This is a genomic window from Actinacidiphila sp. bgisy167, assembly GCF_057707665.1.
This window is the reverse complement of the sequence record NZ_JBYIQP010000045.1, coordinates 1-14,535: the sequence shown is the minus strand read 5'-3', so window position 1 is coordinate 14,535 and position 14,535 is coordinate 1. Positions and strand designations below refer to the sequence as shown.

Genomic DNA, 14,535 nt, shown 5'->3' with positions numbered 1-14,535 from the left:
GCGAAGCGGCGTCGGCCGGCAAGACCGCAGCCCCGGACATGACGCCGGTGTCGGTCAGCATCAGGCTTCCGCCGCCCGTTCGAGCACCCATGCGTCGCGTGCGCTGAGCAACAGTGAGCCGAAGCTGTCATGAGGCAACAGGGAGCCGTCATCACCCGGCCACCACTCGTAGGCCCGCCACTCGCCGTTCGCACCGATGTGGTCCGCGCTGAGTACCCAGACGTCGCCCTGGACGGAGTCGGTAGTGATCAGTACGCACCGTCTGAGCGCGGACTCCAGGTCGGGGAAGTCCATGTCCGGCCCGAACCAAGCGGTCCACATCTCCGGGTCCGTCTCGGGGTACCAGCCGATCGCGTCGGCCGTTCGCAACGTGCCCGCGTTGGTGGGCATCTCCTCCCAACCATCGCTGACCAGCAGAAAGTTCCGGTAGCTGGGGGGCAGCGAGAGGCCGAGCCGCTGCTCGACGGCACGGACCGCGCCCTCGTTCGCGGGCAGCGTACCAGGCCAGTCGGTGCCAGGAGCAGTCAGGAACTCTAGCCATTCCGGGACGGTCACGGGAGCGGCCATATGCGTCTTCCAATGGTCTTGCGGCGCAACGCCAAACGTGGTTCCGCGTCGTGGACGGGGAATATTGTAACTTCTTCCAGTGTAGACAGCGCTGGCATGCCTCGGTCGGGGGCGCCGTGCAGTCACGGCTCATGGACGGCGGCGCCTTGCAGGGCCCGGAGAGGCGCCGCCGTTCGGTACCCGAAGCGCGCAACGTGCCCTCGGGCGATGAGGGGATCGGTGCCCTGCTCGATCAGTGCCGCTTCCAGGACGTCGGTGTGTGCGCGTTCCTTGACGAGGCTGCAGGCCTGGAGCTGGGGTGGCTGGGCGATGAGCTGCTGGCGCATCGGGAAACGGAAACGCAGGGCCTGGATGGCCTTGGAGTCGGCGAGTACGAGGCAGGCGGAGTGGGCGGCTCGCAGCGCTTCGGTCAGTGAAACTCCGAGCGCGCCTTGGTGCGGGCTGCTCCCGCCACGGCTCTAGCGAGCAGGAGATGTGCGGCTTCGTCGTCATGGAAGAACACGTCCGCCTTGTCCGGGAAGTAGCGGAAGAACGTGCTCCGCGCCACACCCGCCCCGGAGGCGATCTCCGTGACGGTCACGGCGTCGAACCCGTGCCGAGGGAGCAGACAGGGAAGGCCCTGACAGCTGCGAAAGATGGGAATTCGCAGGTCAGGGCCTGTTTCCCTAGCACTCGATGACGTTCACCGCGAGCCCGCCCCGCGCGGTCTCCTTGTACTTGACCTTCATGTCGGCCCCGGTCTCCTTCATGGTCTTGATGACCTTGTCGAGGGAGACGTGGTGCCGCCCGTCCCCGCGCATCGCCATGCGCGCCGCGGTGACGGCCTTGACCGCGGCCATGCCGTTGCGCTCGATGCAGGGGATCTGGACGAGCCCGCCGACCGGGTCGCAGGTGAGACCGAGGTTGTGCTCCATGCCGATCTCGGCGGCGTTCTCGACCTTCTCCGGGCCGCCGCCGAGGACCTCGGCCAGGCCGCCCGCGGCCATGGAGCAGGCGGAGCCGACCTCGCCCTGGCAGCCGACCTCGGCGCCGGAGATGGAGGCGTTCTCCTTGAAGAGCATGCCGATCGCACCCGCCGCGAGCAGGAAGCGGACGACGTCGTCCTCCTTCTCCGCCTCCGTCGAGCGCTCGGCCACGAAGTTCACGTAGTAGTGCAGCACGGCCGGGATGATGCCGGCGGCGCCGTTGGTGGGGGCGGTGACGACCCGGCCGCCGGCGGCGTTCTCCTCGTTGACGGCCATGGCGTAGAGGGTGACCCACTCCATGGCGTGCGCCGCCGTGTCGCCCTCGGCGCGCAGCTGACGGGCGGTGGCCGAGGCGCGGCGGCGGACCTTGAGGCCGCCGGGGAGGATGCCCTCGCGGTTCAGCCCGGCCTGCACGCAGTCCCGCATCACCCGCCAGATCTCCAGCAGCCCCGCGCGGATCTCCGCCTCGGTGCGCCAGGCCTTCTCGTTCTCCAGCATCAGGCCGGAGATGGACAGCCCGGTCTCCCGGGTGAGCCGCAGCAGCTCGTCACCCGTGCGGAAGGGGTACTTCAGCACGGTGTCGTCCAGCTTGATGCGGTCCTCGCCGACCGCGTCCTCGTCGACGACGAAGCCGCCGCCGACCGAGTAGTAGGTCTTCTCCAGCACGGGCGCGCCGGTCTCGTCGTACGCGAAGAGCGTCATGCCGTTGGCGTGATACGGCAGCGAGCGGCGGCGGTGCAGGATCAGGTCGTTGTCGGGCGAGAACGGGATCTCGTGGGCCCCGAGCAGGCTGATGCGGCGGTCGGTGCGGATCCGTTCGACGCGCTCGTCGGCCGTGTCCACGTCGACCGTGCGGGGGGAGTGCCCCTCCAGGCCCAGCAGCACCGCCTTGGGGGTGCCGTGGCCGTGGCCCGTCGCGCCGAGGGAGCCGTAGAGCTCGGCGCGCACGGAGGCGATGCCGGCCAGCAGACCGTCGTTCTTCAGCCGCTGGGCGAACATCCGGGCGGCGCGCATCGGGCCCACCGTATGGGAGCTGGACGGGCCTATGCCGATCGAGAAGAGGTCGAAGACGGAGATGGCCACGGTGCGATGACTCCTCGGGTTCGCGGACCCTGTTGTGCGCGGGCGGGCGGCGGGGTCGCCGCCGGAGTGGTACGTGGGGTGGCGTGGGTGCGCCGCACGCGGTTCTCAGTGTGCGGGACCCTCCTTGTGGGACGGGCCCCGCACACCGGTGACGCTCGCTACTTCAGGCCGGGGTAGAGCGGGTGCTTGTCGGCCAGGGCGGTGACGCGGGCGCCGAGCGCCTTGGCGGTCTCCGCGTCGAAGTGCGGCTTCAGGGCCGCGGCGATGATGTCGGCGACCTCGCGGAAGTCCTCCGCGCCGAAGCCGCGGGTGGCCAGGGCCGGGGTGCCGATGCGCAGTCCGGAGGTGACCATCGGCGGGCGCGGGTCGTTCGGGACGGCGTTGCGGTTGACCGTGATGCCGATCTCGTGCAGCCGGTCCTCGGCCTGCTGCCCGTCGAGCTCGCTGTCGCGCAGGTCGACCAGGACCAGGTGGACGTCGGTGCCGCCGGACAGCACCGAGACGCCCGCCGCGGTGACGTCGGGCTGGGTCAGCCGCTCGGCGAGGATCTTCGCGCCCTCCAGGGTGCGGACCTGGCGGTCCTTGAACTCCTCGCTCGCCGCGACCTTGAAGGCGACCGCCTTCGCGGCGATGACGTGCTCCAGCGGGCCGCCCTGCTGGCCAGGGAAGACCGCCGAGTTGATCTTCTTCGCGAGCTCCGCCTTGCTCAGGATCACGCCGCCGCGCGGACCGCCCAGGGTCTTGTGCGTGGTCGTGGTGACGACGTCCGCGTACGGCACAGGGGAGGGGTGCAGCCCCGCCGCCACCAGACCGGCGAAGTGCGCCATGTCGACCATCAGGTACGCGCCGACCTCGTCGGCGATCCGGCGGAAGGCCGCGAAGTCCAGCTGCCGGGGGTAGGCCGACCAGCCGGCGATGATCAGCTTCGGGCGGGACTCCCGGGCCAGGCGCTCGACCTCGGCCATGTCGACCTGCCCGGTCTCCGCGTCCACGTGGTACGCGGCCACGTTGTAGAGCTTGCCGGAGAAGTTGATCTTCATGCCGTGGGTCAGGTGCCCGCCGTGGGCGAGGTTCAGACCCAGGATCGTGTCGCCGGGGCTGAGCAGCGCGAACATCGCGGCGGCGTTGGCCTGCGCGCCCGAGTGCGGCTGGACGTTGGCGTGCTCGGCGCCGAAGAGCGCCTTGACGCGGTCGATCGCGAGCTGCTCGACGACGTCGACGTGCTCGCAACCGCCGTAGTAGCGGCGGCCGGGGTACCCCTCGGCGTACTTGTTGGTCAGCACCGAGCCCTGGGCCTGGAGCACCGCGACCGGAGCGAAGTTCTCCGAGGCGATCATCTCGAGGGTGGACTGCTGGCGGTTCAGTTCGGCGTCGACGGCGGCGGCGACGTCGGGGTCGAGCTCATGGAGTGAGCTGTTGAGAAGCGACATCAGGATGTCATCCGTCCGGAAGTCGGAGTGGGCAGGGCGGAGCGGTCGGCAGCCGTGGGCGTCAGTCGCCGATGAAGGCGGTGTACTCGTCCGCGGAGAGCAGGTCGCCCGGCTCCTCGGAGACCTTCACCTTGAACAGCCAGCCGCCCTCGAAGGCCGCCGTGTTCACCAGCGAGGGGTCGCCCACGACGTCCTCGTTGACCTCGGCGACCTCACCGGAGACCGGGGCGTACAGATCGCTGACCGACTTGGTCGACTCCAGCTCACCACAGGTCTCGCCCGCGGCGACCGTGTCGCCGACCGCCGGGAGCTGGACGTAGACCACGTCGCCGAGGGCGTTCGCCGCGTGCTCGGTGATGCCCACCGAGGCCACGCCGTCCGCGTCGGGGGCCGAGACCCACTCGTGCTCCTTGCTGTACCGCAGCTGCTGGGGGTTGCTCATGGCTCAATTCTCCTGGATGACGGTATGTGCTGGTGAATGGCTGTCTTGACAGGTAAGACGCGGGCGCCGGAAGCGGGCGGGGCGTCAGCGCTGCCGCTTGTAGAACGGCAGGGCCACCACCTCGTACGGCTCATGGGTACCGCGGATGTCCACGCCCACACCGGGGCTGCCCGGCGCGGCGTGCGCGGCGTCCACGTACGCCATGGCGATCGGCTTGCCCAGGGTCGGGGACGGGGCTCCGGAGGTCACCTCGCCGACGACCTCGCCGCCCGCCACCACGGCGTAGCCCGCCCGGGGGACCCGGCGGCCCTCGGCGACCAGGCCGACCAGCTTGCGCGGCGGTTGCGCCTCGGCCTTGGCGGCGGCCGCGACCAGCGCCTCGCGGCCCACGAAGTCACCCGGCTTGTCGAACTTCACGACCCGGCCGAGCCCGGCGTCGAAGGGGGTGAGCGCGGTGGTCAGTTCGTGACCGTACAGCGGCATGCCCGCCTCCAGGCGCAGCGTGTCGCGGCAGGACAGGCCGCACGGCACGAGGCCCGCGTCCGCTCCGGCCTCGGTCAGCGCCTGCCACAGCTTCTCGGCGTCGGCCGGTGCGACGAACAGCTCGAACCCGTCCTCGCCCGTGTAGCCCGTGCGGGCGATCAGCGCGGGGACGCCGGCGACGGTGCCGGGCAGCCCCGCGTAGTACTTCAGCCCGTCCAGGTCGGCGTCGGTGACCGACTTCACGATGGCGGGGGAGAGGGGGCCCTGGACGGCGATCAGCGCGTAGGCGTCCCGGTCGTCGCGGACCGCGGCGTCGAAGCCGGCGGCACGCTCGGTCACCGCGTCGAGCACGACCTGGGCGTTGGAGGCGTTGGCGACGACCATGTACTCCTCGTCGCCGAGGCGGTAGACGATCAGGTCGTCGAGGATACCGCCGTCGGGCGCGCAGATCATCGTGTAGCGGGCGCGACCCACGGCCAGCGCCGAGATGTGGCCGACCAGCGCGTAGTCCAGCGCTTCGCCGGCGGCGGGACCGGTGACGGTGATCTCGCCCATGTGGGACAGGTCGAAGAGGCCGGCCCGGGTCCGCACGGCGGTGTGCTCGTCGCGCTCGCTGGCGTACCGCAGGGGCATGTCCCAGCCCGCGAAGTCGGTCATGGTGGCGCCGAGGGCGCGGTGCAGCGCGTCCAGTGCGGTACGGCGGGGTTCACTCATCGGGCGGACTCCCAAGGCGAGAGGGGACAGGTAGGGCGATGACGGGTCAGGTCCTCCCCATCTGTCATCGGAACCTGAGAGGTTCACCTGGACCCTCCGACGGGAGGAGTCCTGGTTTGCACCTTGGGTGGGGCGGCGCTCCGTGGCCGGGAGGTTCGCCCGCTTTTCAGATCTGCCTCGGACGCGCGGTATCTGTGCCTGAGAGATTCAAGGGAGGACTTGCTCCTTCGGCGTCCGCACCACCGCGGTGGTGCGGAAACTCTCCCGCGCGACCTCGAACGGCCGCTATGAGGTTGAGGGCGCCATCATTGCACGGCGCCGGTCGTTGTCGCGATCGCGTGCCGGATGTCCGGGTCCGGTCCTGATCGCGCAGTAACGCCGCCGCTTCTCTGGGTAAGCAAAGACACAGGATTTACTGTTTCTTGAACATCTGACCCGGAGGCGAGCTGTGCGGTGGCAGAGTGCGTATGCGACGGCCGGGGGTCCGGCCGCGTCCCGGCCGGTCCCGGCGCGGGCCGGGGAGGCGCGCCGCGGCGGCCGCGCCGTGCGGCCGCGCCGGCTGCTCGATCTGCGGCGGGGGCGCCGGCCCGTGCGCACCCTGCGCTATCCGCCGGGGGACGTCCTGGTGGTCTCCGGCCTCCCGGGCGGCGGCAAGACCACCCTCATGCGGCGCGCGGCGGGCGGCGCCCGTCTGATCGACTCTCAGGACGTCAGGGAGCGCTGGCAGGCCCGGGTCCCGAGGCTGCTGCCCTACGCCCTCTACCGCCCCCTGGTGCGGATCGCGCACTACGCGGGGCTCCGGCGGGCGCTGCGCTCGGGCGACAGCGTCGTCCTGCACGACTGCGGCACCCAGCGCTGGGTGCGCGCCTGGGTCGCCCGTGAGGCACGGCGCCGGGGGCGGGGGATGCACCTGGTGCTGCTGGACGTCCCGGTGGGCGCCGCGCTGGACGGCCAGCGCCGGCGCGGCCGGGGGGTGTCGGCGTACGCCATGGCCCGGCACCGCAACGCCTCCCGCCGCCTGCTGGCCGAGGCGGCGGCGGGCCGGCTGCCCCGGGCGTGCGCCTCGGTGGTGCTGCTGGACCGCGCAGCGGCCCGGGAGCTCGAGGCCATCGACTTCGACGGCTGAGCGGCCGGGCCGCGTCGCGTGCGGGGCTCGCCCCGCAGGGGTCCTGCTACTGCAACTGCGGCTCAGCGAGCGCCTGCGGCGCCTCGAACACCGTCTGGGGTGTTGCGGGGGACAGCTCGGGCGCACCGGGAACCGCGGGGGACAGCGGCGACAGCGCCGCGTCGTTGCCGAACGGCAGCGGCAGCGGCACGAGGATGTCGGTCAGCAGCTGCGGCACCAGCAGCAGAATCGCCTGGAGGTCCCCGACCACGACGGCGATCTGCGCCGCCACGGCCGTGATATCCCCCGAGATCACGGCGGTGACCAGGGCGGCCACGTCGGTGATCAGCTTGTCCAGCTGCGCCTTGATCTCGTCGATGGTGCCGGCCGCCGCCTTGGCGCCGTCCTTGGCACCTTCCTTGGCGCCCTCTTCCGCGGCGCCGTCCTTGGCGCGGCCGGCCGCCAGTCCGGACTGGTCGGGCGACTGGCCCACGCTCTGCGCGGCGGCCGTGTCGATGAGGCCGGCGAACTGGCGGCTCGCCTCCGCCAGACGGGAGCTCAGCTCCTGCAAACTACCCCCGTCCGGGGACTGAGCCTGGGCGTCCTGGGTGATCCGGGCGCCATAGGACAGCGTGTCACCCAGCTTCGCGATCAGCTCGGCTCGGGTGGCGGCCGCCGCGTCGGCGGAATCCGCCGCCTTGGAGATGTCGGCAGCCGCGATGCGAACCGGGGCGTGGGCGTCGGCGGTGCCGGCGAAGCCCATCGTCAGCGAGGCGCACACTGCTGCCGCTATGAGGGTGGAGTTGATCCTGGTGATGCGCATGTCGAGATATCTCCCGGTTGAGGGTTTTCTCCTTGCTCGTCCTACCTTCGGAGGCGATGTGACGCTTCGCAACCGGACCATCGCATGGTGTGACAAGCGTGTGATGCGGAGGTCTGGGGGCCTGCCGCCGGATAGGGTTTCCACCGAGCGCACACCACAGGAACTTGCGAGGCGAGACGCAGTGAACATCCCGGGGCAGCGGATACCGGACGGCTTCGCCCCGCCGGTCCACGGTGCCGGCGGCTGGCCCGCCAACGAGCTCGAGGAAGTGCTCTCCGCGGCACTCGGCGATCCGGGTGCCACGGCCCGGGTGCTGGAGGTGCTCGGGCGTTCCCAGGTGTGGATCCCGCTGCCGAACGGCGGCGGCCCCGACAGCGCGGACCTCGACCTGCCGACCCTCGAACTCGACGGTGGCGTCTATGTGCCTGTCTTCAGCTCGGAAGCGCAGTTCATGGCCGCCGGCTCCGGTATGAGCTTCGCCGTCGCACCCGCCCGGGAGTTCGCCCGCGGGCTGCCCCCGCAGCTCGGGATCGCCGTGAACCCGGGGGGCGCGGTGGGCATTCCGCTGCCGCCCGCCGCGGTGATGGAGCTGTGCCGCACCGACCGCGAGCCCGGCACCCCGACCGGCGCCCGGGTCCGGCTGTGGGAGCCCTCGCCGGACGAGGAGCCGGTCGACTTCCTGGCCGCCGCCGCGGGCGAGTTCGCAGTGACCCCCGTCGTGCTCTCCGCCCGCCGCGCGCTGGCCAGCGTCGAGGGCGACCCCGCCACGCTCTTCGTGGGGGTCGAACTCGACCGCTGGCAGGAGGAGGACCGGGCCGCCGCCATGGGCGCCCTCGGACGCGCGCTCGGCGCCGTACCGCTGCCCTGGCAGGTCAACCTGGTGCTGCTGGACGTCGCGCAGGACCCCGTCGGCGACTGGATGCTGGAGCGCGTGCGACCCTTCTATGTCGGCTCGGGCGCTTAACCTGGGTCCGGCACGACACCAGAGGCATGCGGCGAAGCCGACCGAGAAGCAGACGACGCGGCAAGGCAGACACGGAAGGGCGGGGCACGTGAGCGCCGGCGTGGGAGGGGGCGGACTGGAGCACGCGCTCCGGCAGGTGACGCCCGGTAGGTTCGACGCCTACGAGGAACTGCTGCGCACCCTCGCCGACAGCCAGGTGTGGATGCTGCTCTGGCAGGGCACGCCCGGCGGGGCGGACGCGCAGTACGGCAACATGGAGGTCGGCGGCCACGGCTACGCGCCCTGCGTGACCTCGCCGCAGGAGCTCGGCGCCTGCGGCTGGGACCGGGCCCACGAGGTGGTGTCCGGTCGGGAGATCGCCGCCTCGCTCTTCCCCGACCGCTGGGGGCTGTGGCTCAACCCGCACGCCCCGGGCGGCGGCGTCGGCATCCCCTGGCCCGACCTGCGGCGCGTCTGCCTCGGCCTCGACCGCTCCCCGGCCGGACCGCTGAGGATCGGCGAGCCCGCGCTCCAGATCCCCCACTACTACGCCCTGTTGTCCCAGCAGGCCCATCGCACCCCGGCCGTCAGGTCGTTGCGGCGCGCCTGGGTGCAGCCCGTGCTGGGCGAGCCGTATCTGGCGATCGGCGTCGACCTCTACGACGCCGGGCCGCAGGCGGCGGACTCCGTGCGGCTGATGATGCAGTCCGCCCTCGGGGCGGTGCCGCCGGGACTGCCCGTCGCCACGGTCGCGCTCACCGACGAGTACGACCCGGTCGGCCTGTGGATGCGGGCCTCGGCGCAGCCCTTCTACTCCCGCGACGCCCACGGCGCGCCGGGCGTCCCCGGTGCGCCGGGTGCTCCGAGTGCGCCCGGGGCCGCGTACGGCTGGCCCCCGCGGTCCTACTGAGGCATCCGTCGGCACGCCCGCGGCAGCGGTGCCGTCGGCCACCCTGCGGCGGCACGGTGTCGCGGTCGTGTGCGGTGGTGGACCTCGCGGCTGCCGCCGGGCCGTCGGCGGTCGCGGTCCGTTGACCGCGGCGGGCCTTTCCGCCGCCGCCCGTGCGGTGCCGCGGGTGGAGCGAGGCGCCCCTGTGGGCGCCGCCTGTCCGCCGGCGGCTTGCGGGCGGCGCGCTCCGCCCGCTCGGCGTGCACGCGAGCGTCGACGGCGACGGGCGGGCGGGAGACGGCCCGCCACGCCCGACCGCCCCCGAACGCCTGCACGGCGCATTGAGGGCGGCGCCTCAGAGGATCGCGTCGAGAAGCCCCAGCGGCGGGCTGCCCAGCTCCAGCAGGGCACCGTGGAACCGCTGCAGTGAGAACTCCGGCCCCCAGGCGCGCCGGGCCCGCTCCCGCAACCGCATGATCTCCAGCTTGCCCCAGGTGTAACGCCCGTACGCCGCGTCGAAGGTGCCGCGCCGCGCCTCGGAGGCCGCGCCGGCCCGTGCGAGGTGGGCGTCGCGCATGAAGCGCTGCGTGGCCTCCTCCAGCGTCATGGCCCCCGTGTGCAGCCCGATGGCGCACGCGAGCCGGGTGACGCGTACGAGCGCCTCCAGGGCCACGCCGATCGCGAAGCGGGGGTCGCGGGCACGGAAGCCCTCCTCGAGGCAGACCTCCTCGACGTAATGCGCCCAGCCCTCGCAGAAGGACAACGAGTGCAGGACACGCTGCACCTGCGTCGGTGCGTGCCGCAATGCCCGTCCGTGGGCGAAATGACCGGGCGCCACCTCGTGGACGGTGATCGCCGGCAGGCTCGTGCGGCTGAAGACCGAGAGCCACTCCTCGCGTTCCTCCTCCGGCCAGTCCGGCTCCGGAGGGGTGACGTGGTACCAGGAGGCGGAGTCGGCCTCCTCCGGCGCGGCCCAGCTCATCATTGCCATGGACCAGCGGCGCGAGGGCGGCGCCGGCCCGACGAGACAGTCGCCGTCCAGCCAGGGCACGAGACCCCGCCGGCGGGTGAAGTCGATGACCTCGTCGGTGAGCCGGGCGGCCTCGGGGATGACCTCGTCCGCCTCCGGATGGTCGGCCAGCAGTCGCGGGATGAGCTCCGCCACGCCGGCCTTCGGGTCCAGCCGTGCGCAGGAGTCCGTGAGGAGTGCGGTGAGCCGGTCCCGCTCGCGCTCGGCCTCGTCGGCCAGGGCCGACAGGTCGACCCGCAAACCTTCCTGACTGCCCATCAGCAAGGACAGCGCCTGCCCGCCCAGTCGCGGGTCGGGATCGCCCGTCTCGGCGGCGCGTGCGATGTGGTCGACCAGCCGGGAGTGCGCGGCGAGTGCGGGGCCGGCCTCCGGCTCGGCGTCCGGGTCGAGGTCGGCGGCCAGGCCGCGAACCGCCCCGAGGAGTGCCCCGGCGACCGGCGCGCTCACCCGGTCGAGCGACGCGATGGCCGCGTCCACGGCGTCCGGCCACTGCTGCAGGTGGCGTCTGCGGGCCTCGGCCAGCTCCTGCCTGGGCGCGTACTCGCGGTCGTAGGCAGTGAGTTCCAGATTGGACACATGCGGATAAGGGTCGCGACGGTGCAGTTCCAGTTCGCCGTACTGGACCTTGAGGGTGTCCTCGAAGACCGAGAGGTGCCGCTCGTCATGGGGGTCGGCGAGGGCCGGTTCGCGCAGCCGGGCGTGGGCGAGCGAGGACAGTCCCCGGCGGACGCCGTCGGGCGACAGATCCTGCACCTGGCCGTCGTACTCGTGGAGTCCCGCCATCTCCCTGACCACGGGGACCATCAGGTCGCACACCGAGCGAAGCCGATCATTCATGGCATCGACGGTAGCGACTCCCCATGTGCCGCGGCGATGTGTCAACGCGCGTAACACTGCGGTAATAGCGGACGAACAGTCATCACATCACGGTTGCGCATCCTTTCCCCGCGGGGTCTGGCGCGTGATCGGCGCCCCCATGAAGACTCGCGCACCAAGGCGGCCAGCGCGTCGTCCAACCGTTCGTCAAAACCACGAAACCACAGCCCAGCGCCACCGCACCACCACAAGAGCTGCGCCCGACATGGTGGTCCGCTCCGTCGACCCGGGCGGACGGCCAGGCGAAGTCGGCCACCGCCGGCAGGGGGATGCACGAGGAGACATGACAGCACCGCTGCACGACACCGCCGAGACGACCGTCGCCGACCTCGCCGCCGACACACCCGCGAAGGCGATCGAGGGCCGTTCACCCGGGCGTATCGCATGGATGCGCCTCAAGCGCGACAAGGTGGCGCTGGCAGGCGGCGTGATCGTCGTCTTCCTCATCCTGGTCGCGGTCTTCGCCCCCCTCATCGTCAGCGCCCTCGGACACCCGCCGAACGACTTCCACGAGGACAAGATCGACCCCCTCTTCGGCACCCCCACCGGCAAGTGGGGCGGCGTCAGCGGGGATTACCTCTTCGGCGTGGAGCCGGTCAACGGCCGCGACGTCTTCAGCCGCATCGTCTACGGCACGCGCATCTCCCTGCTGGTGGCCTTCCTGTCGGCGGTCGTCGCCGTGGTCCTCGGTACCTTCTTCGGCATCATGGCCGGCTACTTCGGCGGTTGGGTCGACGCTGCCATCGGCCGCGTGATGGACGTCCTCCTGGCCTTCCCCCAGCTGCTCTTCATCATGTCCTTGGTCTCGGTCATGCCGAACTCGCTGCTGGGCTTCAGCGGTACCGGCGTGCGCATGGGCGTCCTGGTGGTGGTGATCGGCTTCTTCGGCTGGCCGTACGTCGGCCGCATCGTCCGCGGCCAGACCCTGAGCCTGAGGGAACGCGAATATGTCGACGCGGCACGCAGCCTCGGCGCCGGCCGTAGTTACATCCTCTTCCGGGAACTGCTGCCCAACCTCGTCGCCCCGATCACCGTCTACGCGACGCTGATGATCCCGACGAACATCCTCACCGAGGCCGCCCTGAGCTTCCTCGGGGTCGGTGTGAAGCCGCCCACCTCCTCGTGGGGGCAGATGCTCTTCAAGGCGCTGTCCTTCTATGAGACGGACCCGATCTTCATGCTGATCCCGGGCCTCGCGATCTTCATCACCGTGCTCGCCTTCAACCTCTTCGGTGACGGCGTACGGGATGCGCTGGACCCGAAGGGCTCCCGCTAGCCCACGCATACCGCCCCTGCCATTCCCGTCAGGTGGCTTCTCACCGAGAAGGACCGCAGGTCCGCCGAAGGCCGCGGACCGCGAATCACGGAGGTTACGGAAAAGTGACATCCCCACGCTCATCGAGGCGCAGGCTGGCCGCAGGGACGGCCGTCGTGGTCGCCACGCTGCTGTCCACCGCCGCTTGCGGCGGAGGCGGCGGTGGCAAGTCCGAAGGCAACGCCAAGGCCCCCGGATTCAACGCCGCCATCAACAAGGTGGCGAACGCGTCCGACAAGAAGGGCGGCACGCTCAAGTTCATCGGGACGCAGGACGCCGACTCTTGGGACCCGCAGCGCGGTTACTACGGCTTCATGTGGGACTTCGCCCGGTACTACACCCGCCAGCTGGTCTCCTTCAGCCCGGAGCCGGGTCTGGCCAGCACCACGCTGAAGCCGGACCTCGCGACCTCCAACGCGAAGATCAGCGACGACGGCAAGACCTACACGTACACACTGAAGGACGGCCTGAAGTGGGAGGACGGCTCGCCGCTGACCTCCAAGGACGTCAAGTACGGCATCGAGCGCATCTGGGCTCAGGACGTCATCTCCGGCGGTCCGATCTACCTGCAGCAGGTGCTCGACCCCAAGGGTGAGTACAAGGGCCCCTACAAGGACACGTCGCCCGACAAGCTCGGCCTGAAGGCCATCGAGACGCCGGACGACAAGACCATCATCTTCAAGCTGCCGAAGCCCAACAGCGACTTCGAGCAGATGCTGGCCATGCCCTCCGGCTCGCCGGTCAAGGCCGACAAGGACACCGGCGCGAAGTACGGCCTCAAGCCGTTCTCCAGCGGTCCGTACAAGTTCCAGTCGTACACGCCGAACAAGTCGATGGTCCTGGTCCGCAACACCAACTGGAGCGCGTCCACCGACGACCTCCGCAAGGCGCTGCCGGACAAGATCACGGTCACCCTGACCACCAACGCCGACGACATGGACAAGCGCCTGATCAACGGCGACTACGACCTGGACCTCAACGCCACCGGTGTCGGCCAGGCCGCGCGCGCCGAGGTGCTCGGCAAGAACAAGGCCAACGCCGACAACCCGGACACCGGCTTCATCCGCTACGCGGTCTTCCCGACCACGGTCAAGCCGATGGACAACATCCACTGCCGCAAGGCGGTCATCCTCGCCGCCGACCACAAGTCGCTGCAGACCGCCCGCGGCGGCCCGCAGGCCGGTGGCGCGATCGCCCCGAACATGCTCCCGCTGGGCATCAAGGGCGCCGACGGCAAGTACGACCCGTACAACGTCCTGAAGGACACCACGGGCAACGTCGAAGAGGCCAAGAAGGAACTCAAGGCCTGCGGCCAGCCCAACGGCTTCAAGACCACGATCGCGGTCCGCAACAACAAGCCGATCGAGATCGCCACGGCCGAGTCGCTGCAGGAGTCGCTGAAGAAGGTCGGCATCACCACCGAGCTCGACGAGTTCGACGGTGCGCAGACCTCCGGCATCATCGGTGCCCCGAAGACGGTCAAGTCCAAGGGCTACGGCATCATCATCATGGGCTGGGGCGCCGACTTCCCGTCGGGCCAGGGCTTCCTGCAGCCGCTGGTCGACAGCCGGTTCATCCTCGAGAGCGGCAACAACAACTTCGCCGAGATCAAGGACAAGTCGATCGACGGCCTGTTCGACCAGGCGCTGCAGCAGACCGACGCGAACGCCGCGGCCGAGGTCTACAAGCAGATCAACCAGAAGGTCTCCGAGGGCGCGTACTACCTGCCCTTCACCTTCGAGAAGAACATCATCTGGCGCAGCTCGCGCCTGACCAACGTCTACACGGCCGACGCGTACAACGGCCGCTACGACTACGCCTCGCTGGGCGTGCAGTAACAACCCTCGAATCGATCGAGTGCCACACCCGC

General features: G+C 70.8%; 14 protein-coding genes and 1 riboswitch. Of the genes, 6 read left to right on the top strand and 8 right to left on the bottom strand.

The features are described from left to right. Window positions 1-60 precede the first annotated feature (60 nt). A complete protein-coding gene (locus AC3ET4_RS18280) occupies window positions 61-555 on the bottom strand; it encodes an SMI1/KNR4 family protein (protein WP_431950593.1) in 495 nt (164 codons plus the stop codon). 62 nt (window positions 556-617) lie between these two features. On the opposite strand from AC3ET4_RS18280, the gene AC3ET4_RS18275 reads away from it, so the two are divergent. Next, on the top strand, window positions 618-983 hold the full coding sequence (locus tag AC3ET4_RS18275; protein WP_431950591.1) for a hypothetical protein: 366 nt from the start codon (window positions 618-620) through the stop codon (window positions 981-983). Here AC3ET4_RS18275 and AC3ET4_RS18270 read toward each other — a convergent pair. The 5 genes from AC3ET4_RS18270 to gcvT form a co-directional block, all read right to left on the bottom strand. Then, complete coding sequence (locus AC3ET4_RS18270) at window positions 977-1,147, bottom strand: TetR family transcriptional regulator (RefSeq protein WP_488175945.1); 171 nt, start codon at window positions 1,145-1,147, stop codon at window positions 977-979. The genes AC3ET4_RS18275 and AC3ET4_RS18270 overlap by 7 nt on opposite strands. A gap of 85 nt (window positions 1,148-1,232) precedes the next feature. After that, window positions 1,233-2,615 (bottom strand): L-serine ammonia-lyase, encoded by a 1,383-nt coding sequence (locus AC3ET4_RS18265; protein ID WP_431950589.1) that lies wholly within the window; start codon window positions 2,613-2,615, stop codon window positions 1,233-1,235. Window positions 2,616-2,773: 158 nt separating this feature from the next. After that, a complete protein-coding gene (gene glyA, locus AC3ET4_RS18260) occupies window positions 2,774-4,045 on the bottom strand; it encodes a serine hydroxymethyltransferase (RefSeq protein WP_431950587.1) in 1,272 nt (423 codons plus the stop codon). 61 nt (window positions 4,046-4,106) lie between these two features. Beyond that, a complete protein-coding gene (gene gcvH, locus AC3ET4_RS18255; protein ID WP_431950585.1) occupies window positions 4,107-4,487 on the bottom strand; it encodes a glycine cleavage system protein GcvH in 381 nt (126 codons plus the stop codon). Between the two features lie 84 nt (window positions 4,488-4,571). Continuing rightward, window positions 4,572-5,684 carry a glycine cleavage system aminomethyltransferase GcvT gene (gene gcvT, locus AC3ET4_RS18250; RefSeq protein WP_431950583.1) on the bottom strand — a complete coding sequence of 371 codons (1,113 nt, stop codon included), beginning with the start codon at window positions 5,682-5,684 and terminating at the stop codon, window positions 4,572-4,574. Between the two features lie 176 nt (window positions 5,685-5,860). Further along, a riboswitch (glycine riboswitch) is annotated at window positions 5,861-5,961 on the bottom strand. 171 nt (window positions 5,962-6,132) lie between these two features. Between gcvT and AC3ET4_RS18245 the strand changes: the two genes are divergently transcribed. Next, window positions 6,133-6,810, top strand: a complete 678-nt coding sequence (locus AC3ET4_RS18245; RefSeq protein WP_431950581.1) for an AAA family ATPase — start codon at window positions 6,133-6,135, stop codon at window positions 6,808-6,810. 46 nt (window positions 6,811-6,856) lie between these two features. Here the strand turns inward: AC3ET4_RS18245 and AC3ET4_RS18240 are convergent, their stop codons facing one another. Then, window positions 6,857-7,612 carry a hypothetical protein gene (locus AC3ET4_RS18240; protein ID WP_431950579.1) on the bottom strand — a complete coding sequence of 252 codons (756 nt, stop codon included), beginning with the start codon at window positions 7,610-7,612 and terminating at the stop codon, window positions 6,857-6,859. 181 nt (window positions 7,613-7,793) lie between these two features. Here AC3ET4_RS18240 and AC3ET4_RS18235 point away from each other — a divergent pair, with 181 nt between their 5' ends. Both AC3ET4_RS18235 and AC3ET4_RS18230 read left to right on the top strand, forming a co-directional pair. Further along, window positions 7,794-8,576, top strand: a complete 783-nt coding sequence (locus tag AC3ET4_RS18235; protein WP_431950577.1) for an enhanced serine sensitivity protein SseB — start codon at window positions 7,794-7,796, stop codon at window positions 8,574-8,576. An 88-nt stretch (window positions 8,577-8,664) separates the two neighbouring features. Further along, window positions 8,665-9,465: an enhanced serine sensitivity protein SseB C-terminal domain-containing protein gene (locus tag AC3ET4_RS18230; protein ID WP_431950575.1), complete on the top strand. Its 801-nt coding sequence runs from the start codon at window positions 8,665-8,667 to the stop codon at window positions 9,463-9,465. Between the two features lie 334 nt (window positions 9,466-9,799). Here AC3ET4_RS18230 and AC3ET4_RS18225 read toward each other — a convergent pair whose 3' ends face one another. Then, window positions 9,800-11,311 (bottom strand): DUF885 family protein, encoded by a 1,512-nt coding sequence (locus tag AC3ET4_RS18225; RefSeq protein ID WP_431950573.1) that lies wholly within the window; start codon window positions 11,309-11,311, stop codon window positions 9,800-9,802. Window positions 11,312-11,633: 322 nt separating this feature from the next. Between AC3ET4_RS18225 and AC3ET4_RS18220 the strand changes: the two genes are divergently transcribed. Continuing rightward, a complete protein-coding gene (locus tag AC3ET4_RS18220; RefSeq protein WP_431950571.1) occupies window positions 11,634-12,626 on the top strand; it encodes an ABC transporter permease in 993 nt (330 codons plus the stop codon). A gap of 104 nt (window positions 12,627-12,730) precedes the next feature. Further along, on the top strand, window positions 12,731-14,503 hold the full coding sequence (locus AC3ET4_RS18215; protein ID WP_488175944.1) for an ABC transporter substrate-binding protein: 1,773 nt from the start codon (window positions 12,731-12,733) through the stop codon (window positions 14,501-14,503). Window positions 14,504-14,535 lie beyond the last annotated feature (32 nt).